This is a genomic window from uncultured Henriciella sp. (assembly GCF_964005855.1).
Classification (GTDB): domain Bacteria; phylum Pseudomonadota; class Alphaproteobacteria; order Caulobacterales; family Hyphomonadaceae; genus Henriciella.
Window position 1 is genome coordinate 410,755 of sequence record NZ_CAXFSW010000001.1, and the last position, 19,999, is coordinate 430,753.

The following is a 19,999-nucleotide window of genomic DNA, read 5'->3' on the forward strand; positions in this document are numbered from 1 at the left end:
CAGTTTGTTCCGGTGGTATTGAGAGGGCATGATCACTGCGCTCTCGATTCGATCCTTCCTGCTCATCGAGCGTCTCGATATTGAGTCGACCGATGGCTTCACCGCCCTGACCGGGGAAACCGGTGCGGGTAAATCCATCATCCTCGATGCCCTCGGCCTCGTGCTGGGCGCGACAGCGTCCAAGAAGCTGGTGCGCAAGGGCGCCGACCAGGCGAGCATCCTTGCCGAATTTGCCCTCGGCGCGGACAGCCCTGTCTGGCCGATCCTGTCCGAAGCGGGCGTCGATGCCTCGCCGGAGGAGACGCTGACCCTGAAACGGGTGGTCTCAGCGACGGGCCCGGCCCGCGCTTTTGTCAATGATCAGCCGGTAAGTGCGGCGCTTCTTTCCCAGCTGGGAGAGCTGCTGGTGGAAATCCACGGCCAGCACGCGGCATCGACCTTGATGAAACCTTCTAATCACCGCGACCTGCTCGACACTTATGCAGGCAATGAAAGCCTGATCGCCGACTGTGGCACAGCCTGGGACGCCTATGAGACAGCGCGCGACCTTCGTGCCGGTCTTGAGGCAGAACTTGCCCGCGCCGAAGAAGATCATGCCTGGCTCGTCGAGACGGTCGAGGAACTGGATACGCTCGCCCCTGAGAAGGGCGAATTCGACCGGCTCAGCGCAGAGCGCGGCGTCCTGATGCAGTCTGAGAAGATTGCAGAAGCCGCAGCCGAAGCCTTTGAGGCTTTCCAGGCAGGGGATGTCGAAACTGTGCTGGCGCAGGCCAGCCGGTCGGCAGAGCGTATCCTTCGCATCGATGGCCTCGATGCAATGGAGAGCGAGCTTTCAAAGGCGGCCCGCGCTGCCGCTGAAGCGCTGGACCGGGCGCTCATTGAGGCCGGGGAAGCGAGCGCGGCGCTGGAAAGTCTCGGGCTTGCCGCCGTCCACGATCCGGACGCCCTCGAAAAGACAGAACAGCGCATCGTCGCCCTGCGGTCGGCCTCGCGCAAATACGGCGTTGACGCGGATGAACTTCCGGCCTTCTGGGCTGAGACGCGTGAGAAGCTCGAGCTTTGCGATGCCCCTGACGGTTCACTGAAGAAGGCCCGCTCCGATGAGCAAGCCGCTGCGGCGCGCTGGCGCACGGCCGCGGACCGTCTGACCAAGGCGCGCAAGGCCGCCGCCAAACGTCTGGAGACATCGATTGCCACTGAGCTCAAGCCGCTCAAGCTGGAGCGCACGCGGGTCAAGGTCCGCTTCGATGAGATCTCCGAGAGCCAGTCCGGTCATGCCGGCCGTGAAAAGGCCGAGTTCGAGGTTGAAACCAATCCGGGCGCGGGCTTCGGACCGTTGCGCCAGATTGCGTCGGGCGGTGAGCTTGCACGGTTCTCGCTGGCGCTTCAGTGCGTGCTGGCCGAGACCACGCAGGTTCCCGTTCTCGTATTCGATGAGGCCGATCAGGGCGTGGGCGGCGCCGTGGCGGCGGCGATTGGCGAGCGTCTTTCGCGCCTTGCCCACAGCCGCCAGGTCTTCGCCATCACCCATAGTCCGCAGGTCGCCGCCTCGGCCTCGAACCAGTGGCTGGTGTCAAAGTCAGGTGTGAAGCGCAACGGTCTTGGCGAGACGCGTCTCACCGGGCTAGATGCAAGCGAACGGCATGAGGAAATCGCCCGCATGCTGTCAGGCAGCACAGTGACCGAAGAGGCAAGGGCCGCAGCAACAAGGCTTCTTGAAGATGTATGAGTTCGCAACCCCCGGCCGGATCGCTCACTGAAAAGCAAGCACGCCGGGAGCTTGCCCGTCTTGCCACTGAAATCCGTCTTGCCGACATTGCCTATTACAAGGAGGACGCCCCGCACCTCAGTGATGCGGACTATGACAGGCTCCGCAAGCGCAATGAGGATATCGAGGCGGCTTTCCCGCACCTCAAACGCTCCGACAGTCCCAGCGACCGGGTTGGTGCGGACGTTTCGGACGCCTTCAGCAAGGTCGACCACGGCATCCCGATGCTGTCGCTCGACAATGCCTTTTCCGATGAAGACGTCGAAGAGTTTGCCGCCCGCATCCGCAGATTTCTGGGCCTCGATGGCGATGAGGCCCTTATCATCACCTCAGAGCCCAAGATCGACGGGCTCTCGCTCAATATCCTCTATGAAGATGGCCAGCTGGTGCGCGCCGCCACGCGCGGAAACGGCCAGACTGGCGAGGATGTCACCGCCAATGCGCGGACGATTGAGGACATTCCTGACCGTCTGAACGGCAAGAACTGGCCCGCCCGCATCGAAGTCCGCGGCGAGGTCTATATGACCGGCGAGGCCTTCAAGGACCTCAATGCCCGCCAAGAAGAGGCCGGAAAGAAAGTCTTCGCCAATCCCCGCAACGCTGCCGCAGGCAGTCTTCGCCAGCTCGACGTCGCGATTACCCGTTCGCGACCCTTGCGCTTCTTTGCCTACGCCTGGGGCGAGACCTCCGGCAAATTCGCCGAAACCCAGACCGAAGCGATAGAGAAGCTGAATGAATGGGGGTTCGTCACCAATGACTTCTTCGCGCCGCACGACAAGGTAGAAGGGCTTCTGGAGGCCTATCGCGAGCTTGCCGAACGCCGCGCCATGCTGGGCTATGATATTGACGGGGTCGTCTACAAGGTCGACCGGCTCGACTGGCAGGAAAGGCTAGGTTTCGTCTCGCGCTTTCCGCGCTGGGCAATCGCCCACAAATTCCCCGCCGAGCGGGCCGTCACGAAACTGGAATCAATTGAGATCCAGGTCGGGCGCACCGGCACGCTGACGCCGGTTGCGCGGCTCACACCGGTCACCGTGGGCGGTGTCGTTGTCTCCAATGCGACGCTTCATAATGAAGATGAAATCGCCCGCCTCGATGTGCGCCCCGGCGACATGGTGGAAATCCAGCGGGCCGGCGATGTCATTCCGCAGGTGCTGGGCGTGGTCGACCCGGACAAGGACCGTCCGCCGCCATATGAAATGCCCGAAACCTGCCCCGAATGCGGGTCGGCGGCTGTCCGGGAAATAGATGACAAGGGCGAGGAAGATGTTCGCCGGCGCTGCACCGGCGGGCTGACCTGTCCGGCGCAGGCTGTCGAACGGCTGAAGCATTTTGTTTCCCGCAAGGCGCTCGATATTGACGGGCTTGGGGCCAAACAGGTGGAGCTTTTCTATTCCAGAGGCGCCGTCCAAGGCCCGCAGGATATCTTCCGCCTGGCACAGCGGCTCGAAGAAGAGGGTCTGCCCCCGCTGAAGGAGTGGGAGGGCTTTGGCGAGACCTCCGCGCGCAACCTCTTCGAGGCCATAGATGCACGCCGCCGTCCGCCCTTCCAGCGTTTCCTCAACGGCCTCGGCATCCGCCATGTCGGCGAGATCACCTCAGGCCTGCTCGCGCGCTATTATCTCGACTGGGAGAGTTTCTGGCAGGTGGTGGAAAAGGCCGCGAACGGCGACGAGGCTGCCGAAGCCGATCTTCTTTCCATTGACGGGATCGGCCAGACGGCGGTTACCAGCCTCAAGGACTTTGCCGCCGAAAGCCACAATCAGGAGATGTTGAAAGCGCTTCTGGCCGAGATCGAGATTGAACCGGCCGAGGCGGCCGCCAGTGATAGCGCCGTTTCCGGCAAGACAATTGTCTTCACCGGTACCCTCGAAAAGATGACGCGCGACGAAGCGAAATCGCGCGCCACGGCGCTCGGCGCCAAGGTCTCCGGCTCTGTGTCTGGCAAGACCGACATCCTTGTGGCCGGGCCGGGCGCAGGCTCAAAACTGAAAAAGGCCGAAGAACTCGGGGTCCGCGTCATCACCGAGGATGACTGGCTCGAGCTCGCCGGCCTTCAATAAAAATCAGATCTACCGGCCTACTGGCTGAGCGGCGCGCACTGCGCATTCAGCCAGTCCAGGACTTCGCCCTCAACCAGCGGGCCGATCCTGGCCAGAACATCGTTATGATAGCGATTGACCCAGGCAAGCTCTGCCGGGCTCAGCAGGTCCAGATCGATGAGGTCGCGTGACAGCGGCGCCCAGGTGAGATTCTGGAAACCAAGCATCTTGCGCTCGCCGCCTTCGATCTCGGCCGGCTCGGTCACATATTGCAGATTCTCGATCCGGATGCCGTACTGGCCCTCGCGGTAGAAGCCCGGCTCGTTCGAGACGATCATGCCGGGGCGCAGTGCAACGCTGTTCCAGGGTTTCGCGATCCGCTGCGGGCCTTCATGCACGCCGAGATAGACCCCGACCCCATGGCCCGTGCCATGGTCATAGTCGAGACCCGCCTGCCAGAGGGGGTGGCGGGCCAGCACGTCGAGATGGGTGCCGGTCGTGCCTTCCGGAAAGCGCACTTCGGCGAGCGCAATATGTCCCTTGAGGACCAGCGTGTAATGCCGGCGCATATCCGCCGAGGGCGTGCCGATGGGCACGGTGCGGGTCACATCTGTGGTCCCGTCCAGATACTGTCCGCCACTATCGACAAGATAGAGCGTGCCCCGTTCCAGCTTGAGGTTGGAGGCCGATGAGACGCGGTAATGGGGCAGGGCGCCATGCGGGCCGGCCCCTGAAATTGTCTCGAAGGAGAGGTCATTGAGGTCGCCAAGCTGCTCGCGGAAACTCTCAAGCTTAAGCGCGGCATCAATTTCGGTCATCTCGCCGGACTGGGCGTCGGTGTCCAGCCAGTGCAGGAAGCGCGTCAGCGCCGCCCCGTCGCGGATATGGGCCGCTTCGGTGCCTGCAATCTCCGTCTCATTCTTGCAGGCCTTGGGCAGCAGGACCGGGTCACGCTGGCGCACGATATTCGCGCCGGCTTTTTCCAGCTCGCCAAAGAACCAGGCCGAGGCGAGGGCAGGGTCGAGGCTCACCGTCCGGCCGGCAAGCTCAGCCATCGCCGGCTCCACCTCTTCCATCGGGCGCAGGCGGACCCTGTTGCCAAGATGCTCGCGCAGCTTGTCGCTCGCCTTGCGGCTATCGAGAAAGAGATCGGCTGTGCCGTCCGCTTTCAGGATGGCGCGCGAGAGCGGCAGGGGCGAGCAGGCGACATCGCCGCCGCGAATATTGAACGCCCAGGCCACAGAGGCCGGCGATGTGATCACCGCGGCGTCGGCGCCATCTTCCTTCAGGGCCGCCGCGATCCGCTCGCGTTTGGCCTCTGCATCCTCGCCCGCATTGGTGACCGAATGGGGCACAACTGGCGCGACCGGCTCTTGCGGGCGGTCTTGCCAGGCTTCATCGATCGGATTGGTCTCGACGGCTTTCAGGGTGACGCCAGCCTTCTTGGCACTCTCTTCCAGCGTCGCCAGGTCGTTCGGCGTCATCAGCCTCGGGTCATAGCCGAGCGTCTGTCCTTTACGGCTTTGCCTGGCCAGCCAGCCGAACGGACCGGGTTCCGGCAGACCCTCTATCTCGAGAAATTCGCGGTCGGTCTGGTCTCGCACCTGCAGCGTATAGCGTCCGTCGGCAAAGATGACGGCGCTGTCCTGAAACACCATCGCGGCGCCGGCAGAGCCGGTAAAACCCGTCGCCCAGGCCAGACGGTCATTACAGGCCGGCAGATATTCGTTCTGATACTCATCCTCATGCGGGATATAGAGCCCGTCGAGCCCCTGCGCCTTCATGGCCTCACGCAGGAGGGGGATATTCTTGCGGCCAAGCTGCGGGCCGCCCTTCACGTCGAAATTCTGTCTCATGCTAGAGAATTAGTGCGAAACACGCCCCAGCGGAAGGTGCCGCATCAGCCAGGCTTGCGGAAAACCAGGCTGGACCAGCCATCCTTGCGCACCCGCTTGGTCAGCGACAGGCCCCGGTCGCCATAGGCCTTGCGCACCAGCGGCTCCTGCGGGTTCAGCAGACCCGACAGGATGACATGCCCGCCGGGGGCCGTCAGCCGCTCGATATCCGGGGCGAGGCCGACAAGCGGTCGGAACAATATATTGGCGAAGACAAGGTCATAGGGCGCGTCGCTGCGGATCGTGGCATTCATCCCGCCGCCCGTCTCAAACGTCTGGAAGGCGTTGGCGACATGGTTCTTGGCGGCGTTCTCATTGGCGACGCGCACGCTGTCTGCATCGATCTCGGTGCCCCAGGCGCGCTGGGCGCCAGACTTGATGGCGGCGATGGCAAGCAGGCCGGACCCAGTCCCGATATCCAGAACTTTTCTGGGGCGCGTCCGGCGCAGAACATGTTCAAGGCCGATGAGGCAGCCAAGCGTGGTGCCATGATGGCCTGTACCGAAAGCCGGGCCAGCCTCAATCAGGATGGGCGTCTTGCCGGGCGCAGACTTCGCCAGAACATGGCTGCCGGCAACGATGAAACGGCCAGCCTCCACAGGCGGCAGACCTTCCAGCGACAGGGTGACCCAGTCGCGGTCTTCCAGCGCTTCGATGACGACATTCAGCTCCGGCGAGGTCTCGATGATGAGGGCCTTGCAGGCTTCGGCATCTTCTTCGCTCTCGGCATAGGCGTCGAGGCGCCAGGCGTGGCGGCCGTCTTCCTTGGCGTCGACAGCGCCTGCTGGTGAAGGGTCGGTCCAGGCCAGGGCGTCCCAGGCCGGTTCGATGGCCGCGCGCGGGCCTTTTGCGGAAATCTGATACATGGTGGCTCGCCCATAGCAGAGCCGCGCACAGGCGGGTAGGGGCGCGTTCAGCCCTAACGGTGATAGCCGTTCCAGGGGTTTTCGCGGTCGAGGCTTAGTTCTGCGCCATAGGACGTCGCCGGATAGGGCCTGTAATAGCCCGCATCGCCATAATCATCTTCGGCGTAATACCCGTCCTCATAGGCATAGGTGCCCACACCCGCATGATCATAGCTGTCTTCATATGCGTACCGGGTGGTCGCCCGGCTCGTTGAGTAGCTGGATCCTGTCTCATACCCGCTGGCATAGGAACCGTAGCCTGCATCGCCGGTGTGATAACAGTCCGGCGGCGCGAGACGCGTATAGGTCTTTGTGTAATGCCGTACGACAGGCGCGGTAGTGTAGGTTCTTACCTGATATCCGCAGCAGCAGCTGGTCACGCACGCCGGAGAGGCCGCCGTCTGGCGGTCATAGCCATAGCTCGTGGCTTGCGCGCTGTGGCGATAGCCATCCGCAGCCGCTGGCATCACGAATAGGGCTGCGACAAAGCCCGCTCCTGTAAGATCGATGAAGCGCATCGCTGATCCTCCCGCTGCTGCAATGGTAGGTAAACAGATAGTTAACACAAAAGTCTGCTGGGCGGCTCCCGGTTCCGCCGTCCGGGAAACTTTTGCGCGCGCGCGGTCTGTTCAGGGGCGGCCAATTGGCGCTAAGGACGAGGCATGACAGCAAAGATGAAACTCGCCATTGCCGGTGTTGCCGGCCGCATGGGCCGCCAGCTTGCCAGTGCCGCGCTGGAAGCAGGTCACACAATCACTGGCGCCAGCGAAGCGCCCGCCAGCGATGCCATTGGCGCACCGCTGGCAAAGCTCATTCCCGGCGCGTCCGGGGATGTCACGCCGCACGCTGACGTCGCAAAGGCAGCCAAAGGCGCAGATGTCTGGATTGATTTCACGCGCCCGGCCGCGACGCTTGAGGCATTGAAACAGCTCAAGGCCGCCGGCGTGAAAGCCGTTGTGATCGGCACCACAGGGTTCGACGCGGGCGAAGAATCAGAGATCGTGGAAGCCGCCAGTGAGCTCTCCATCGTCAAGGCCGGCAATTATTCGCTGGGCGTCAATCTCCTGTGCGCGCTGACGAAGCGGGCCGCCGAAAGTCTCGGCGAGGACTGGGATATCGAAGTGCTGGAAACCCATCACCGCCGCAAGGTCGATGCGCCATCGGGCACCGCTCTCATGCTGGGGGACGCAGCCGCTGCCGGGCGCGGCGCGGACCTCAAGACCCTGCGCCAGCCGCCCTATGACGGCCCGGATGCGGCGCGGGAGGCGGGCAAGATCGGCTTTTCGGTGCGCCGCTCCGGCGGGGTGATCGGCGAGCACGAGGTGACGTTCGGCTCGGAAAAGGAAGTCCTGACACTGGCGCATTCTGCGCTCGACCGCTCGGTCTTCGCGCATGGTGCGCTTGCCGCCGCGCGCTGGGCGCTCCGCCAGCCGCCCGGCCTCTATGACATGAACGATGTTCTCGGCCTCTGAAAATCTTCCTCAGTCTTTGACGCTGGGGCAGAGATTGCCTTCCCCAAACGGAAGGGGGATTAGCTACTCCTATCAGGCTCAATTCAGCATGTTCGGGAGGAATTTCTATGGCTGAAGCATATATCATCGACGCGGTCCGCACGCCGCGCGGCATTGGCAAGGTCGGGAAGGGCTCGCTGGCCCATCTTCACCCGCAGCATCTCGCCGCGACCGTTCTTGGCGCGATCCGCGACCGCAACAATCTCGACACCGCCACGGTCGACGATGTCATCTGGGGCACCAGCTCCCAGCGCGGCGCCCAGGGCGCAGACATGGGCCGCATGGCTGCCCTCGACGCAGGCTATGACGTCAAGGCCTCCGGTGTCACGCTCGACCGTTTCTGCGGCTCGGGCATCACGACCGTTTCCCTCGCCGCCGCTCAGATCATGTCCGGCATGGAAGACTGCGTCGTCGCAGGCGGCTGTGAGATGATGAGCTACACGGCCTCCACCGCGGACCCGAAGAACCCGCCGATGATGGACGCTGGCAACACGCATCTTCGTGAGATGCACCCGCAATCCCAGCAGGGCTGCTGCGCGGACGCAATCGCAACGCTCGAAGGCATTGACCGTGAAGCTGTCGACCAGCTCGCCGTGGTCTCTCAGGAGCGTGCCAAGAAAGCCATGGATGAAGGCCGCTTCGACAAGTCCGTCATTCCGGTCTACAACCGTGACGGCTCGCTCGCCCTCGACAAGGATGAGTTCCCGCGTCCGGGCACGACGATGGAAAGCCTGTCGAACCTGAAGACCGTCTTCAACATGTTCTGGGATGTCCCTGTCGACGACAAGGGCCTGACCTATGGCAACATGATCGAGAAGAAGTACCCGCAGCTCAAGGGCAACATCCAGCACGTCCATCATGCCGGTAACTCTTCCGGTGTCGTCGACGGCGCCGCTGCGATCCTCGTGACGTCGAAGGAATATGCCGACAAGCACGGCCTGAAGCCGCGCGCGCGTATCGTCGCGACCTGCAATATGGGCGACGATCCGACCCTGATGCTCAACGCACCGGTTCCGGCGGCAAAGAAAGTCCTCGAAAAAGCCGGCATGACGACCGACGATATTGACGTCTATGAGATCAATGAGGCTTTCTCTGTCGTTGCAGAGAAATTCATCCGCGACCTCAAGCTTGACCGCGAAAAAGTGAACATCAATGGCGGCGCCATGGCCCTCGGCCACCCGATTGGCGCGACCGGCTCCATCCTGATCGGCACTGCCCTCGATGAGCTTGAGCGTTCGGGCGGCAAATATGGTCTCGTCACCATGTGTGCAGCTGGCGGCATGGCTCCGGCCATCATCATCGAGCGTCTGGACGCCTAGTCCCCCTCGATAGACAAGACTTGAAGAACCCCGTTCCGGATCTCCCGGGGCGGGGTTTTTATTTGCGTGAAATTTCAAATGCCTGCTGAACCATAACTCCACACCTGTGTGCCATATCGGGCCGTAGCAAAATGACCCAGCAGAGGTCGCGAGGCGTTCAGGAGTGATGTGATATGGCAAAGACGGTTCTGGTCATCGATGATGATCCAACCCAGCGCAGGCTGATCCAGGCTGCCGTGGAAAAAGCAGGTTTTGCCTGCCGCACGGCGCCGGACGGAGAGAGCGGCTTTACCACCGCGACGGAAGCGGGCGCCGATGTCATCCTGCTGGACCTCACCATGCCCGGCCTGTCGGGGATCGAGACGCTGGAGCGACTGTCCGAACGCATTCCCGATGTGCCGGTGATCATGCTCACCGCCACCTCCGGCATCGACACGATTGTGACCGCGATGCGCGCCGGCGCTGTCGACTTCATCGTCAAGCCAGCCAATCCTGAACGCGTTCTCGTCTCCATCCGCAATGCGCTGAAAATGTCTTCGCTGACCGGCGAAGTGAAACGCCTGACGCGCAAGTCCGAAGGCGGCATGGACTTCAACGACATGATCGCCGACGCGCCCGCCATGCGCCAGGTGGTCCGTCTTGGCCAGCGTGCGGCAAGCTCTGACATTCCCGTCCTTATCCTGGGTGAGAGCGGCGTGGGTAAGGAAGTCATCGCCCGCTGTATCCAGGGCGCGTCCGACCGCGCGGGCAAGCCGTTCGTGACCGTCAATTGCGGCGCCATCCCCGAGAATCTGGTCGAGAGCATCCTGTTCGGCCATGAGAAGGGCGCCTTTACCGGCGCGGTCTCCAAGTCGCTCGGTAAGTTCGTTGAGGCCGATGGCGGCACGCTCTTCCTTGATGAGATCGGCGAGCTGCCGCTCGACATGCAGGTAAAGCTCCTGCGCGCGCTGCAGGAAGGCGAGGTCGACGCGGTCGGCTCGCGCCGCCCGACGAAGGTCGATGTGCGCATCGTCTCGGCGACCAATCGTGACCTTGCCGAACAGGTGAAGGCCGGCGGCTTTCGTGAGGACCTTTATTACCGGCTCAACGTCTTCCCCATCGACATGCCCTCCCTGAGCGAACGGCGCGAGGATATCCCGGCGCTGGTCGAGCACTTCATCGCGCGCTTCAACGCCTCTGAAGGCCGCGATATCGAAAATGCCAGCGAGGAAACGCTGCAGATGCTGTGCGCCTTCGACTGGCCGGGCAATGTGCGCCAGCTGGAAAATGCTGTCTTCCGCGCTGTGATCCTGTGTGAAGGAACAGAGCTGCAGCCGCACGATTTCCCGCAGATTTCCGGCATCATGCCTGAAATGGTGGACCTGCCGCCTGTGCCGGAACGCGCCCCGCCGGCCAATGACATGCCGGAGACAGGCGAGCCTGCGGTTGCCCCTTCGCGTGAAAGCGGCCCCATCGCCATAAAGGATGAGGAGGGCGAAATCCGCCCGCTCTCGGACATCGAGCGCGATGTGATCGAATATGCGATCGACTTCTATCAGGGCCATATGTCGGAAGTCAGCCGCCGCCTCGGCATTGGCCGCTCGACGCTTTACCGCAAGATCCGCGAATATGAGCTGGATAGCGACGACAAGAAGACCGGCTGATATTGTTGATCCGTCATTGAGACACAGACAGACATGAAGCTTTATCCCCAACTTCGGGCGCTGCAGTCACGCTTTCCGGCTCTGCTCAGCATGAAATCAGGGGCCCAGCGCCTCATGCGCCAAGCCATGAAACGCCCCTTTGAGCGGGACTTCGAAGTGCTCGCGCGGCTCAAGGTCCGCCCCGGAGAGTGCGCCATCGATGTCGGCGCCAATCGCGGCCAGAGCATCGATGCCATTCGCCTCTACCAGCCCGCTCTGCCCATCCATTCCTTTGAACCCTCAACGCTGCTCGCCGACAGGCTGCGCCAGCGCTACGGCAATAGCGCGGCGGTCACCATTCATAATTGCGGCCTGTCGGAGAGGGCTGAGGAACGGGTCCTCTATCTGCCTGTCTATCGCGATTTTCCCTATGATGGGCTGGCATCGTTCGACCGTGAGGAAGCCGCGGGATGGCTGAATGCTGAAACCGTTGCCGGCTTTGACCCCTCGCATCTCGACGTCCGTGAAACAGTCTGTGTCACAGAGCGCCTGGACGCATTTGATTTCGCGCCAGCCTTTCTGAAGATCGACGTTCAGGGCTTTGAGGCAAATGTCCTCAAGGGCGGGGAGGAGATGCTGGAAAAACACAATCCACTGATCCTTCTGGAGAATAATGACGCCGCCGATGCCTGGCTGACAGGGAAAGGCTGGCGGCGTCTGGCCTATGCCGGAGGTAGGCTGCAGGAAGGGGCGCGGGGAAAGAGCAATACCTTCTACCTGTCGCCGCGGGGCTCAGACCGCCTGACAGACTAGACAGCTTTCGGAGCCCGGGCCGCAAGAAACGGGTGGAAGAGTGCCCTCGGCCGCGCCAAACTCTGGCCATGACGAAGACGCTGCCCTCCCTCTCTGAACGTTCGATTGCCTATGCCCGTATGGCCGATGCGCTGTCGCATCTCGGTGATACCTGGCGTGACTGGCCGGACCTTTCCGAATGTGCCCGCGCGGTCGGGCTGTCGCCGCACCACTTCCAGCGCGAATTTACCCGCTGGGCGGGCATCAGCCCGAAACAGTATCAGGCCGCGCTGGCCCATGCAGAGGCCGGCGACCTCCTGCGGCAGGGCGCAAGCGTGCTCGATACGGCGCTTGAGACCGGCCTTTCCGGCCCGTCGCGTCTGCATGATCTCTTCATCGCGCATGAGGGCCTCACCCCCGGCGAAGCCAAATCCGGGGGAGAGGGGGCAGACCTTGTCATGGGCGAGGCCGACACGCCTTTCGGTACAGCCATTCTCGTCATCTCGCCGCGCGGGCTTTGCGGGCTTGGCTTTGCCGATGACGGCGCCGATGCGAAATCCGGCTTTGAGCATCCCGGCTATGGCAAGGAGGCGGTCAAGGCCGATTTTGCGAACCGCTATCCCAACGCGTCGATCCGCCTCGACAATAATGAGGCGCTGATCTGGGCCAGGCGCATCTTCGATGGCGGGGAGCCTGTGCCAGTCGCGCTCTATGGCACGCCGTTCCGCCGCCAGATCTGGCGCGCCCTGCTGGACATTCCGGCGGGGGAAACCCGCACCTATGGCGAGGTGGCCGCAGCGGCCGGTCAGCCAAAGGCGGCGCGCGCGGCGGGAACGGCGATTGGTGCGAACACGATATCGTGGCTCATTCCCTGCCACCGGGCCCTTGCGTCGGATGGGCGGCTGCATAATTACCATTGGGGTGTGGCGCGAAAGCGCGCCATGCTGACATTTGAGCGCGCGCACGCCGCCTGAAGGCTTCAGGCCCGATCGGGACCGGCGGAGCGCCCAGCCAATGGAAGAGATATGGGATATCTTACATTTTACGCGTTGATGTTTGTCGCGCTGGGGCTGTGGGGCATCTGGATCCTGATGAAGTGGCGCGAACTGCCCACCTTCTCCAAGGCCGTCTACGACTCCATGCGCGAGAAGAAGCTTCTTTCTGACCGCGTCTCGCAGGAAGACTTCAAGGAAATCTTCATCCGCACCGAAGCGCCCCTGGCGGCCTCCTACCGGTGGGGTGCAGCGCTGGTCAGCCTGCTTGCCCTGCCGCTTCTTGTCATGGGGTTTAACAGCCTCTGGGACCTGATGTGGCGCATGGGCGGCTCTGTCCCAGGCCCTATGGAGCGTGGCTATATGTTCAACGTCTTCATGACCTTTGTCTTTGTCATGGGCGCCGTGGTTCTTTTCCTCTACGCGGTGACCTCCCATTACTATCGAAACGCGCCGCCATCGCTCAAATCTGAAATTCGGCGGCTCGAAGGAGAGCGCGAATGAGTGTCGAATACCTCCACACAATGATCCGCATCAGCGATGTCGATGCGGCCCTGAAATTCTTTTGTGACGGGCTTGGGCTGAAGGAAATCCGCCGGGTCGATAATGAAGGCGGCCGCTTTACGCTGATCTTTCTGGCCTCGCCGGAGGACATTGCCCGCCATCAGCCGGACCCGAATGAAACGGGCCTGCCGCCCGGCCTTCCTATGGTTGAACTCACCCATAACTGGGACCCTGAAGAGCTGGAGGGTGGCCGCAATTTTGGCCATCTCGCCTACAAGGTCGATGACATCTATGCCGCGACCGAGCGCTTCCAGAAGATCGGTGTGACGATCAACCGCCCCCCGCGCGACGGCCGCATGTGCTTTGTCCGCTCGCCGGATGGCATTTCGGTCGAGCTTCTCCAGAAGGGTGATCCTCTGCCGGCGAAAGAGCCTTGGGCGAGCGCCGAGAATATCGGCACCTGGTAGGCGGCTGGCGCGGCAAAATAAACCGTTGTTCGCTTTGCGCGCCAACATAGATCGCTCGGTATGACAGACGAGAAAGACCGCGAACGAAACAGGTTCAGCGCCCGGTTGAAGCGGACCGCACAGGTCGGCTCCAACCTCTCCGGGGCCGGTGTGGCCTTTGCAGCGAACCGGTTCTTCGGCGGCGATGACAGCGACGAGAAGACCGCCCGGGCGCTCGCCTCGGCCCTTGGCAAGACCAAGGGGCCGCTGATGAAGGTCGCGCAGATCCTGTCCACGATCCCCGACCTGCTGCCAGAAGAGTACGCCGATGAGCTTTCCCAGCTCCAGGCGCAGGCTCCGCCCATGGGCTGGGCCTTCGTCAAACGCCGGATGCGCGCCGAACTCGGCGCAGACTGGCAGGACAGGTTTTCCGATTTCGGCAAGGACGCCGCCCATGCAGCCTCGCTCGGCCAGGTCCACAAGGCGACATTGCCGGATGGGCGCGAAGTCGCCTGCAAGCTGCAATATCCCGATATGGCAAGTGCGGTCGAAAGCGATGTCGGTCAGCTGAAAAGCCTGCTTGGCATGTTCCGCCGCTTCGATGGCTCCATCGACCCCGAAGAGATCATCGAGGAAATCTCCGACCGGCTGCGCGAGGAACTCGACTATGAGCGCGAACGCAAGGCCATGTATCTCTATCGCGAGATGCTGGAGCCGAAGGATTTCGTGCATATTCCGCAGCCCGTCGATGAGCTTTCCACCGACCGGCTCCTCACCATGGACTGGGTCAGCGGCGATCCGCTGAACGTGTGGCAGGACGCGTCGCAGGAGGTGCGTAACGGCATCGCCAAACGCCTCTTCTGGACATGGTGGCTGCCGGTAACCCGCTACGCCGTGATCCATGGCGATCCGCATCTGGGCAATTATCAGGTGACCAGAGGCGGGGAAGGGCTCAACCTTCTCGACTTTGGCTGTATCCGCATTTTCCCGCCGAACTTCGTTGGCGGTGTGGTCGATCTCTACCGCGCCATCCGAGCCGATGATTTCGACGCCGCCTACGCCGCCTATGAAAAATGGGGCTTTCGCAATCTCAACAAGGATCTGGTCGAAATCCTCAATATCTGGGCGAAGTTCATCTATGGCCCGCTGCTCGAAGACCGCGTCCGCAGCGTCGCCGATGGCGTCGCGCCCGGCGAGTATGGCCGCAAACAGGCCTTTGAGGTGCGCAAGAAGCTCAAGGAAAAGGGCCCGGTCACCATTCCGCGCGAATTTGTCTTCATGGACCGGGCGGCCATCGGACTTGGCGCGGCCTATCTCCGCCTCGGCGCCGAACTCAACTATCACCAGCTCTTCGAGGAAAGTCTTGAAGGTTTCGATGAGGCGGCTGTCGCAGCGCGCCAGTCCGACGCGCTTTCCAAGGCGGGGCTGACGGTCTAGTCGGGGCGAATGGAAACTGCCCCCTATAATACGCCGCCCGCCCTGGCCCGTGAACCGTTCACCGCGGCGTTCTGGACGCTTTGCGCACCTTTCCTGTTTCCGGTGATCGGGGCGTTCCTGATCGGCCTCGTCTGGCCAGGCTTCAACCAGGTCATCAATGGTGATGAGCGCTCGGCGGAAAGTATCGGCCAGCTCTGGACCGCGCTGGCGGCCATTCACCTTGTCCATTTCGCCATCCTCAGCATCTGGAGCGAGAAGATCGGGGCAGGCGCCTTTGCCGGATCGATGAAGGCTTCCCAGAACTGGATTGTCGCGGCGATCCTGCTTGGCCCGGTCATCCTTATCGCACCCAACCTCATTGCCGCGCTTCTGGCGGGCGGGGAGCAGGGCTGGGAGTATTCGCGCGATGTCGATACGAGTTTCTTCGCGCGGGAAAACTGGGGCATCGCCTATCTCGTCTTTGCGCTCGTTCTCGCGCCGATCCTTGAAGAAGTGACGTTCCGCGGTGTGGCGCTGGGCGCGATGCTCACACGCGGTGTGCCGCCCATCATGGCGGCGGTCCTGTCCTCGGCGGCGTTTACATTCCTCCACCTTCAATACAGCGTGCCGGCGCTGCTGGTCGTGTTCGTTGCGGGCCTTGGTTTTGCCTGGCTGCGGATGAAAAGCGGGACCATGCTTGTGCCCATTCTCGCCCACATCGCGGCCAATGGGATGATTACCTTTCTCGCCAGCCTGTCGCCTCCCGCTGGGTGAGGCCTTGTTGGCGCTTGCGGCTTGCGGCAAACCGCTCGGCAAATGACAGATGATCTCGACCGCTCCCAGACATTCGATCTTCCCGAAGGCTACCAGCTTCTGCCCTGGCACAGGGGCTTTGGCCGTCAGGTCGGCCCGCTTTTCGAAAAGCGCGAGCCCGAGGGTGTAACCCGTGCCTTCCGTGTGGAAGAGCATCACACCAATGGCATGATGAACGCGCATGGCGGCATGCTGATGACCTTTGCGGACATGGCCTGGGGCGCGGCGGTGGAAAAGGATGAGGATAGCTGGTGGGTCACGATCCGGCTTCTCTGTGACTTTCTGTCGGGCGCCAAGCATGGCGAGTTTGTCGAGGGCAATGCCCGTATCGTGACGGTTGAAAACAATCTCTACACCGTGGAGGGCCGCATCTGGACCGGGGACCGCACGCTGCTGACCGGCACCGGTATTTTCAAGGTCATTGAGCGGCGCGGATAGAACAGGGCAGGCAGGCTTCATGAGTGACGGCAATCACCCCGGCAAGGCGCAGGACATTCATCCGGTTCCGGCGGAAGACGAGATGACGCTTGCCCGGTATGGCGGGGAAAAACCGCCAGCGCCGGACTGGTTCAACTGGGCCATTCGCCAGGACGCGCGTACGTCCAGCGTCGATGTCGAAGGCGCCTCCATCGCGTATCGAAGCTGGGGCGACCCGGACAAGCCCGGCCTTCTTCTGGCCCATGGCAACGGCGCCCATGGCCGCTGGTGGGACTTCATCGCGCCTTATTTCGCAGGCGACTATCACGTCGTCGCGCCCACCTTTTCAGGCATGGGCGACAGCGACTGGCGAGATGCCTATGCCTTTTCCCTGTTCAGCCGCGAGCAGCACGCGGTGGCCGAGCATGCGGGACTTTTCGCACATGCTGAAAAGCCCATCATCATCTCCCATTCCTTTGGCGGTATCATTTCCCTTTTTACCACCATCCGGGAAGGCGGGGACAAATTTGGCGGCGCCGTCATCGTCGACAGCCATATCGAACCACCGGGTGAGGAGCGCCCGCGCCCGCCGCGCCGGACAAAGCCGAACCGCGTCTATGAGGACTTCAACGCGGCGCTGGCGCGCTTTCGGCTTGCCCCGTCTCAGCCCTGTGAGAACCACTATATCGTCGACTATATCGCGCGCCACAGCATCCGCGAGACGAGCGGCGAGGATGGCAAGGCGGGCTATTCCTGGAAGTTCGACCCCTTCATCTTCAACTCGCTGATGGAGGAGTGGAACGAGGTAGACCTGACGTCGCTCGCCACTCGCTGCCCGATCGTCTTCATGCGCGGCGGGCTGTCCGACCTCGTGCCGGACCGGGTCGCAGATTATATGTCGTCGCTTCAGGAGCCGCCGGTTCCGATGATTACGGTGCCGGAGGCCTATCACCATGTGATGCTGGACCAGCCGCTGGCTTTTGTGTCGGCCATTCGCAGCCTGCTGGCCGTCTGGCCGGACCGTGATTGATTTGGCGTTTGCAACCGGGCCGAACGCGCCCTAAACACCCGCCCCATGATCGATATCGTCCCGGAAACGCCCGCCCTGCATGCGGTTGCGATTGAAGACCTTTTTGACCGCACCTTCGGGCCTGGCCACTTTGCCAAGACCGCAGAGCGGCTGCGCGAGTATTCAGCCTCAGTGCCGGAGGTGAACCGCGTGGCCGTGGTCGATGGGGACACCGTGGTGGGCGTCTGCAGGGTCTGGCCGCTCAAGGTCGGCAAGCGGGGCGACCGGGCGCTGTTCTATGGACCGGTCGCCGTTTCGCCCGCCTGGCGTGGCGGCGAGCTTGGCCTGAAGCTGACCGAAGCGGCGCTGGAGGCGGGCAAGGCAGCTGGCTGGCCAGCGGCCGTGCTTATCGGCGCGCCGGCCTATTTCGGACGGATCGGCTTTACCGTGACCCCGCGCGGGCGCCTGACCTTTCCGGGGCCGCAGGACCAGTCGCGGGTCATGGTGCGCGATCTGGCCGGGGATGCCAGTGTCCTTGAAGGTCTGGTGACTGGCGCCTAGGAGGTCTGGGCGCGGCCTGCCTGTGGCACAGTCTCGATGCCGTCGACATCCTCAAGCGCGCGGATATGCTGACTGTTGGCGCCTTTGGGGACAACGCTGAAGGCAGCATTCGTCTCCAGAATGACCCAGCGGACCTGATCGGGATCGACAAGGCCGTGCTGGCGGATAGCCGACATGACTTCGCGCTTGGTCACGCGTTCGCGCCGCATCGCCTTTTCATCGAAGACACCGCTATCCAAGAGGACGACAGGTTCTGCCTTTACCAGTTTCGAGAGGAGCTTGCTGTGGAGCACTGATTTGGTCAGAACCCATTGCAGCGCCAGAAGCGTGATGATGGCCGCCACCGATTCCAGCACAGTGACGCCTTTCAGCACGATGCCGGAGCCGACAAGAGAGCCGATGGCCACGGTCACGATCCAGTCGAAATTGTTCATCTGGGAGGTTGCCCGTTTTCCCGAGAGCCGGATCGCCAGCACGATGGTGAGGTACATGATCGGCGCGGAGATGAGGACGCGGACAAGATCGCTTTCCTGATCGAGGAGGATGGGGTCCATGGGGCGTGCTCCGGTGAGGGTTTGGGCTATCCTTCTCAATGGGTGGGCGGGCGGCGGCGTTCCGTCGGCGCGCAGAGAAACCAGCCGTCTATTCGGCCATCCGGCCGGCGCCGACCTTTATCGTGGCGCCGGCCCGCCTCTGCCCCGTGAGGAGCCGGCGCGTCAGGCGCTCATAGTGCTGGATGAAGCGCTCGACCCATGCGGCTTCATTGGCGCTCAGCGTGCCGGGTGGCTTGCCGAGATTGGCCGCTTCCTGTTCCAGCCGCCAGCCGAGAACGGTTTCAAAACCCGGCGCCTCGATATGGATGAAGCTGTCTGCCATGTCCCAGAGGCGGCGATAGGGCCCGACGAGCTGGTCTTCCTGATAGCGGCGCCAGTCGCCTTGGGTGTCTTCGGCTTCCACCCTGTTGAGCGGGACGTCATCCGGCGAGGCGGCGTCCGGCGCCACACCCATCAGCCAGCCTTCCAGGAGGATGAGTTTCGGGCGGGCGGGGAGGGCCAGCCAGTGCGGTTCTGCCTGCCGGTCATCGGCGCGCTTTGAAAAGCGGGGGAGCGCAATCTGCATGCCGGGTTCAGCCGCCTGCAGCAGGCAGAGCGTGTCGGTCAGCAGCGGAATGTCATGCGTGCCGGGCGGGCCGCGTGTTTCGAAGAGCGGATGGACATCGCGCGCGAGGCGCTGGCGGGCGGTTTTCGGGAGGTAGAAATCATCGATGCCGAGGCCGATGGCCGGGACATTCAGCCTCTTGAGGGCCCGTGCCAGTGCGGTCGATTTACCGATCCCTTGCGCGCCGGAGATGAAGATGGTGCGGGGACCACGTTCCGCCTTGCTGGCTTCGGCTTCGAGTAAGGGCAGCAGGGCGTCGGCAATCTCTCTCATGTCAGGCGCGTCCCCCCTCGCGGCGTCTCAGCTCGTCCTGGGCAGGATACTAGGCCGGAACCCGGATGTCGCCATCCTTGCCCGCTTGGCCGTGCACGAAGTTCGCCAGTGCTTCACCAGCACCAGCACCAGCGGCCGCAGACTCCGGTATAGGGAGCGCGGCGGTGCGGTTTTCTGGATGTGGGGCAGCCGTCAGGGCGGCTTGAGCGCGGTGGGGGCTGTGCCCAGACATGGAGCAGGGCGCGTCCAGCCATGGTGCAGGACAAGGACAGTTGCGGTGCACGCAGGGTGCAGGGTGCTGGGCGGGTCGAGCGCGAGGGCGGCGCGCGTCCAGGGCGCGGGATCGAGAGCGACCGGCAGGGCGCAGCTTCGTTCCTGCTCGCCTTCGGTGAGGCCCCAGTCCGACACCCAGATGACGCCATCCTCGCGCAGGTGCCAGTTGACGAAGGGGCGGCCCTCAGCCCGCGCCTCAGCGAAGGTCGCGTCGAGGCGGCCAAGATAATGAAACAGCGTCCGCCAGTGCCGCACCGGCACCCGCATCAGACAGCTCCATATG

General features: G+C 62.9%; 20 protein-coding genes. 14 read left to right on the forward strand and 6 right to left on the reverse strand.

The genetic code is table 11. The features are described from left to right. The first annotated feature begins 28 nt into the window (after positions 1-28). Together recN and ligA are read left to right on the forward strand one after the other, a co-directional pair. Positions 29-1,729, forward strand: coding sequence for a DNA repair protein RecN (gene recN, locus ABNU55_RS01950; RefSeq protein ID WP_290749184.1), 1,701 nt, complete (start codon positions 29-31; stop codon positions 1,727-1,729). Then, positions 1,726-3,831, forward strand: a complete 2,106-nt coding sequence (gene ligA / locus ABNU55_RS01955) for an NAD-dependent DNA ligase LigA (protein ID WP_290749181.1) — start codon at positions 1,726-1,728, stop codon at positions 3,829-3,831. Before recN ends, ligA begins: the two co-directional genes overlap by 4 nt. A 17-nt stretch (positions 3,832-3,848) precedes the next feature. Here ligA and ABNU55_RS01960 read toward each other — a convergent pair whose 3' ends face one another. Genes ABNU55_RS01960 through ABNU55_RS01970 form a run of 3 tightly spaced genes read right to left on the reverse strand, consistent with a single transcriptional unit; the run spans position 3,849 to position 7,128 of the window. Further along, the gene (locus ABNU55_RS01960; RefSeq protein WP_290749178.1) at positions 3,849-5,666 is read right to left on the reverse strand and encodes an aminopeptidase P family protein; all 1,818 of its coding nucleotides are present in this window, start codon (positions 5,664-5,666) and stop codon (positions 3,849-3,851) included. A gap of 44 nt (positions 5,667-5,710) precedes the next feature. Then, positions 5,711-6,571 carry a 50S ribosomal protein L11 methyltransferase gene (locus tag ABNU55_RS01965; protein WP_290749175.1) on the reverse strand — a complete coding sequence of 287 codons (861 nt, stop codon included), beginning with the start codon at positions 6,569-6,571 and terminating at the stop codon, positions 5,711-5,713. Positions 6,572-6,624: 53 nt separating this feature from the next. Further along, positions 6,625-7,128 (reverse strand): hypothetical protein, encoded by a 504-nt coding sequence (locus ABNU55_RS01970; RefSeq protein ID WP_290749172.1) that lies wholly within the window; start codon positions 7,126-7,128, stop codon positions 6,625-6,627. A gap of 144 nt (positions 7,129-7,272) precedes the next feature. Between ABNU55_RS01970 and dapB the strand changes: the two genes are divergently transcribed. From dapB to ABNU55_RS02030, 12 genes are all read left to right on the forward strand, one after another. After that, positions 7,273-8,082: a 4-hydroxy-tetrahydrodipicolinate reductase gene (gene dapB, locus ABNU55_RS01975; RefSeq protein ID WP_290749169.1), complete on the forward strand. Its 810-nt coding sequence runs from the start codon at positions 7,273-7,275 to the stop codon at positions 8,080-8,082. A gap of 107 nt (positions 8,083-8,189) precedes the next feature. Beyond that, a complete protein-coding gene (locus ABNU55_RS01980; protein ID WP_290749166.1) occupies positions 8,190-9,440 on the forward strand; it encodes an acetyl-CoA C-acetyltransferase in 1,251 nt (416 codons plus the stop codon). Positions 9,441-9,613: 173 nt separating this feature from the next. Beyond that, positions 9,614-11,083 carry a sigma-54 dependent transcriptional regulator gene (locus ABNU55_RS01985; RefSeq protein WP_290749164.1) on the forward strand — a complete coding sequence of 490 codons (1,470 nt, stop codon included), beginning with the start codon at positions 9,614-9,616 and terminating at the stop codon, positions 11,081-11,083. A gap of 126 nt (positions 11,084-11,209) precedes the next feature. Then, positions 11,210-11,875: an FkbM family methyltransferase gene (locus ABNU55_RS01990; protein WP_290749161.1), complete on the forward strand. Its 666-nt coding sequence runs from the start codon at positions 11,210-11,212 to the stop codon at positions 11,873-11,875. A gap of 68 nt (positions 11,876-11,943) precedes the next feature. Next, positions 11,944-12,828, forward strand: coding sequence for a methylated-DNA--[protein]-cysteine S-methyltransferase (locus tag ABNU55_RS01995; protein WP_290749159.1), 885 nt, complete (start codon positions 11,944-11,946; stop codon positions 12,826-12,828). A gap of 51 nt (positions 12,829-12,879) precedes the next feature. Beyond that, complete coding sequence (locus ABNU55_RS02000; protein WP_290749156.1) at positions 12,880-13,350, forward strand: hypothetical protein; 471 nt, start codon at positions 12,880-12,882, stop codon at positions 13,348-13,350. Continuing rightward, positions 13,347-13,817, forward strand: a complete 471-nt coding sequence (locus ABNU55_RS02005; protein WP_290749155.1) for a VOC family protein — start codon at positions 13,347-13,349, stop codon at positions 13,815-13,817. Before ABNU55_RS02000 ends, ABNU55_RS02005 begins: the two co-directional genes overlap by 4 nt. Before the next feature lie 60 nt (positions 13,818-13,877). After that, positions 13,878-15,233 (forward strand): AarF/UbiB family protein, encoded by a 1,356-nt coding sequence (locus tag ABNU55_RS02010; RefSeq protein WP_290749152.1) that lies wholly within the window; start codon positions 13,878-13,880, stop codon positions 15,231-15,233. 9 nt (positions 15,234-15,242) lie between these two features. Beyond that, on the forward strand, positions 15,243-15,986 hold the full coding sequence (locus ABNU55_RS02015; protein WP_290749150.1) for a CPBP family intramembrane glutamic endopeptidase: 744 nt from the start codon (positions 15,243-15,245) through the stop codon (positions 15,984-15,986). 42 nt (positions 15,987-16,028) lie between these two features. Then, a complete protein-coding gene (locus ABNU55_RS02020) occupies positions 16,029-16,463 on the forward strand; it encodes a PaaI family thioesterase (protein WP_290749148.1) in 435 nt (144 codons plus the stop codon). Between the two features lie 19 nt (positions 16,464-16,482). Continuing rightward, on the forward strand, positions 16,483-17,472 hold the full coding sequence (locus ABNU55_RS02025; RefSeq protein WP_290749146.1) for an alpha/beta hydrolase: 990 nt from the start codon (positions 16,483-16,485) through the stop codon (positions 17,470-17,472). Between the two features lie 45 nt (positions 17,473-17,517). Then, complete coding sequence (locus tag ABNU55_RS02030; protein ID WP_290749144.1) at positions 17,518-18,012, forward strand: N-acetyltransferase; 495 nt, start codon at positions 17,518-17,520, stop codon at positions 18,010-18,012. Here ABNU55_RS02030 and ABNU55_RS02035 read toward each other — a convergent pair. The 3 genes from ABNU55_RS02035 to ABNU55_RS02045 form a co-directional block, all read right to left on the reverse strand. Next, complete coding sequence (locus ABNU55_RS02035) at positions 18,009-18,566, reverse strand: YetF domain-containing protein (protein WP_290749141.1); 558 nt, start codon at positions 18,564-18,566, stop codon at positions 18,009-18,011. The two genes, ABNU55_RS02030 and ABNU55_RS02035, sit on opposite strands and share 4 nt — an antisense overlap. An 88-nt stretch (positions 18,567-18,654) precedes the next feature. Further along, entirely contained in the window at positions 18,655-19,443 is a 789-nt protein-coding gene (locus tag ABNU55_RS02040) for a hypothetical protein (RefSeq protein ID WP_290749138.1), read from the reverse strand. Positions 19,444-19,635: 192 nt separating this feature from the next. Next, complete coding sequence (locus tag ABNU55_RS02045; protein ID WP_290749135.1) at positions 19,636-19,983, reverse strand: hypothetical protein; 348 nt, start codon at positions 19,981-19,983, stop codon at positions 19,636-19,638. Positions 19,984-19,999 lie beyond the last annotated feature (16 nt).

Bases quoted from the DNA above. Each gene is read 5' to 3' on its own strand.
- recN (WP_290749184.1), top strand. From the start codon at position 29: ATGATCACTGCGCTCTCGATTCGATCCTTCCTGCTCATCGAGCGTCTC.
- ligA (WP_290749181.1), top strand. From the start codon at position 1,726: ATGAGTTCGCAACCCCCGGCCGGATCGCTCACTGAAAAGCAAGCACGC.
- ABNU55_RS01960 (WP_290749178.1), bottom strand. From the start codon at position 5,666: ATGAGACAGAATTTCGACGTGAAGGGCGGCCCGCAGCTTGGCCGCAAG.
- ABNU55_RS01965 (WP_290749175.1), bottom strand. From the start codon at position 6,571: ATGTATCAGATTTCCGCAAAAGGCCCGCGCGCGGCCATCGAACCGGCC.
- ABNU55_RS01970 (WP_290749172.1), bottom strand. From the start codon at position 7,128: ATGCGCTTCATCGATCTTACAGGAGCGGGCTTTGTCGCAGCCCTATTC.
- dapB (WP_290749169.1), top strand. From the start codon at position 7,273: ATGACAGCAAAGATGAAACTCGCCATTGCCGGTGTTGCCGGCCGCATG.
- ABNU55_RS01980 (WP_290749166.1), top strand. From the start codon at position 8,190: ATGGCTGAAGCATATATCATCGACGCGGTCCGCACGCCGCGCGGCATT.
- ABNU55_RS01985 (WP_290749164.1), top strand. From the start codon at position 9,614: ATGGCAAAGACGGTTCTGGTCATCGATGATGATCCAACCCAGCGCAGG.
- ABNU55_RS01990 (WP_290749161.1), top strand. From the start codon at position 11,210: ATGAAACGCCCCTTTGAGCGGGACTTCGAAGTGCTCGCGCGGCTCAAG.
- ABNU55_RS01995 (WP_290749159.1), top strand. From the start codon at position 11,944: ATGACGAAGACGCTGCCCTCCCTCTCTGAACGTTCGATTGCCTATGCC.
- ABNU55_RS02000 (WP_290749156.1), top strand. From the start codon at position 12,880: ATGGGATATCTTACATTTTACGCGTTGATGTTTGTCGCGCTGGGGCTG.
- ABNU55_RS02005 (WP_290749155.1), top strand. From the start codon at position 13,347: ATGAGTGTCGAATACCTCCACACAATGATCCGCATCAGCGATGTCGAT.
- ABNU55_RS02010 (WP_290749152.1), top strand. From the start codon at position 13,878: ATGACAGACGAGAAAGACCGCGAACGAAACAGGTTCAGCGCCCGGTTG.
- ABNU55_RS02015 (WP_290749150.1), top strand. From the start codon at position 15,243: ATGGAAACTGCCCCCTATAATACGCCGCCCGCCCTGGCCCGTGAACCG.
- ABNU55_RS02020 (WP_290749148.1), top strand. From the start codon at position 16,029: ATGACAGATGATCTCGACCGCTCCCAGACATTCGATCTTCCCGAAGGC.
- ABNU55_RS02025 (WP_290749146.1), top strand. From the start codon at position 16,483: ATGAGTGACGGCAATCACCCCGGCAAGGCGCAGGACATTCATCCGGTT.
- ABNU55_RS02030 (WP_290749144.1), top strand. From the start codon at position 17,518: ATGATCGATATCGTCCCGGAAACGCCCGCCCTGCATGCGGTTGCGATT.
- ABNU55_RS02035 (WP_290749141.1), bottom strand. From the start codon at position 18,566: ATGGACCCCATCCTCCTCGATCAGGAAAGCGATCTTGTCCGCGTCCTC.
- ABNU55_RS02040 (WP_290749138.1), bottom strand. From the start codon at position 19,443: ATGAGAGAGATTGCCGACGCCCTGCTGCCCTTACTCGAAGCCGAAGCC.
- ABNU55_RS02045 (WP_290749135.1), bottom strand. From the start codon at position 19,983: ATGCGGGTGCCGGTGCGGCACTGGCGGACGCTGTTTCATTATCTTGGC.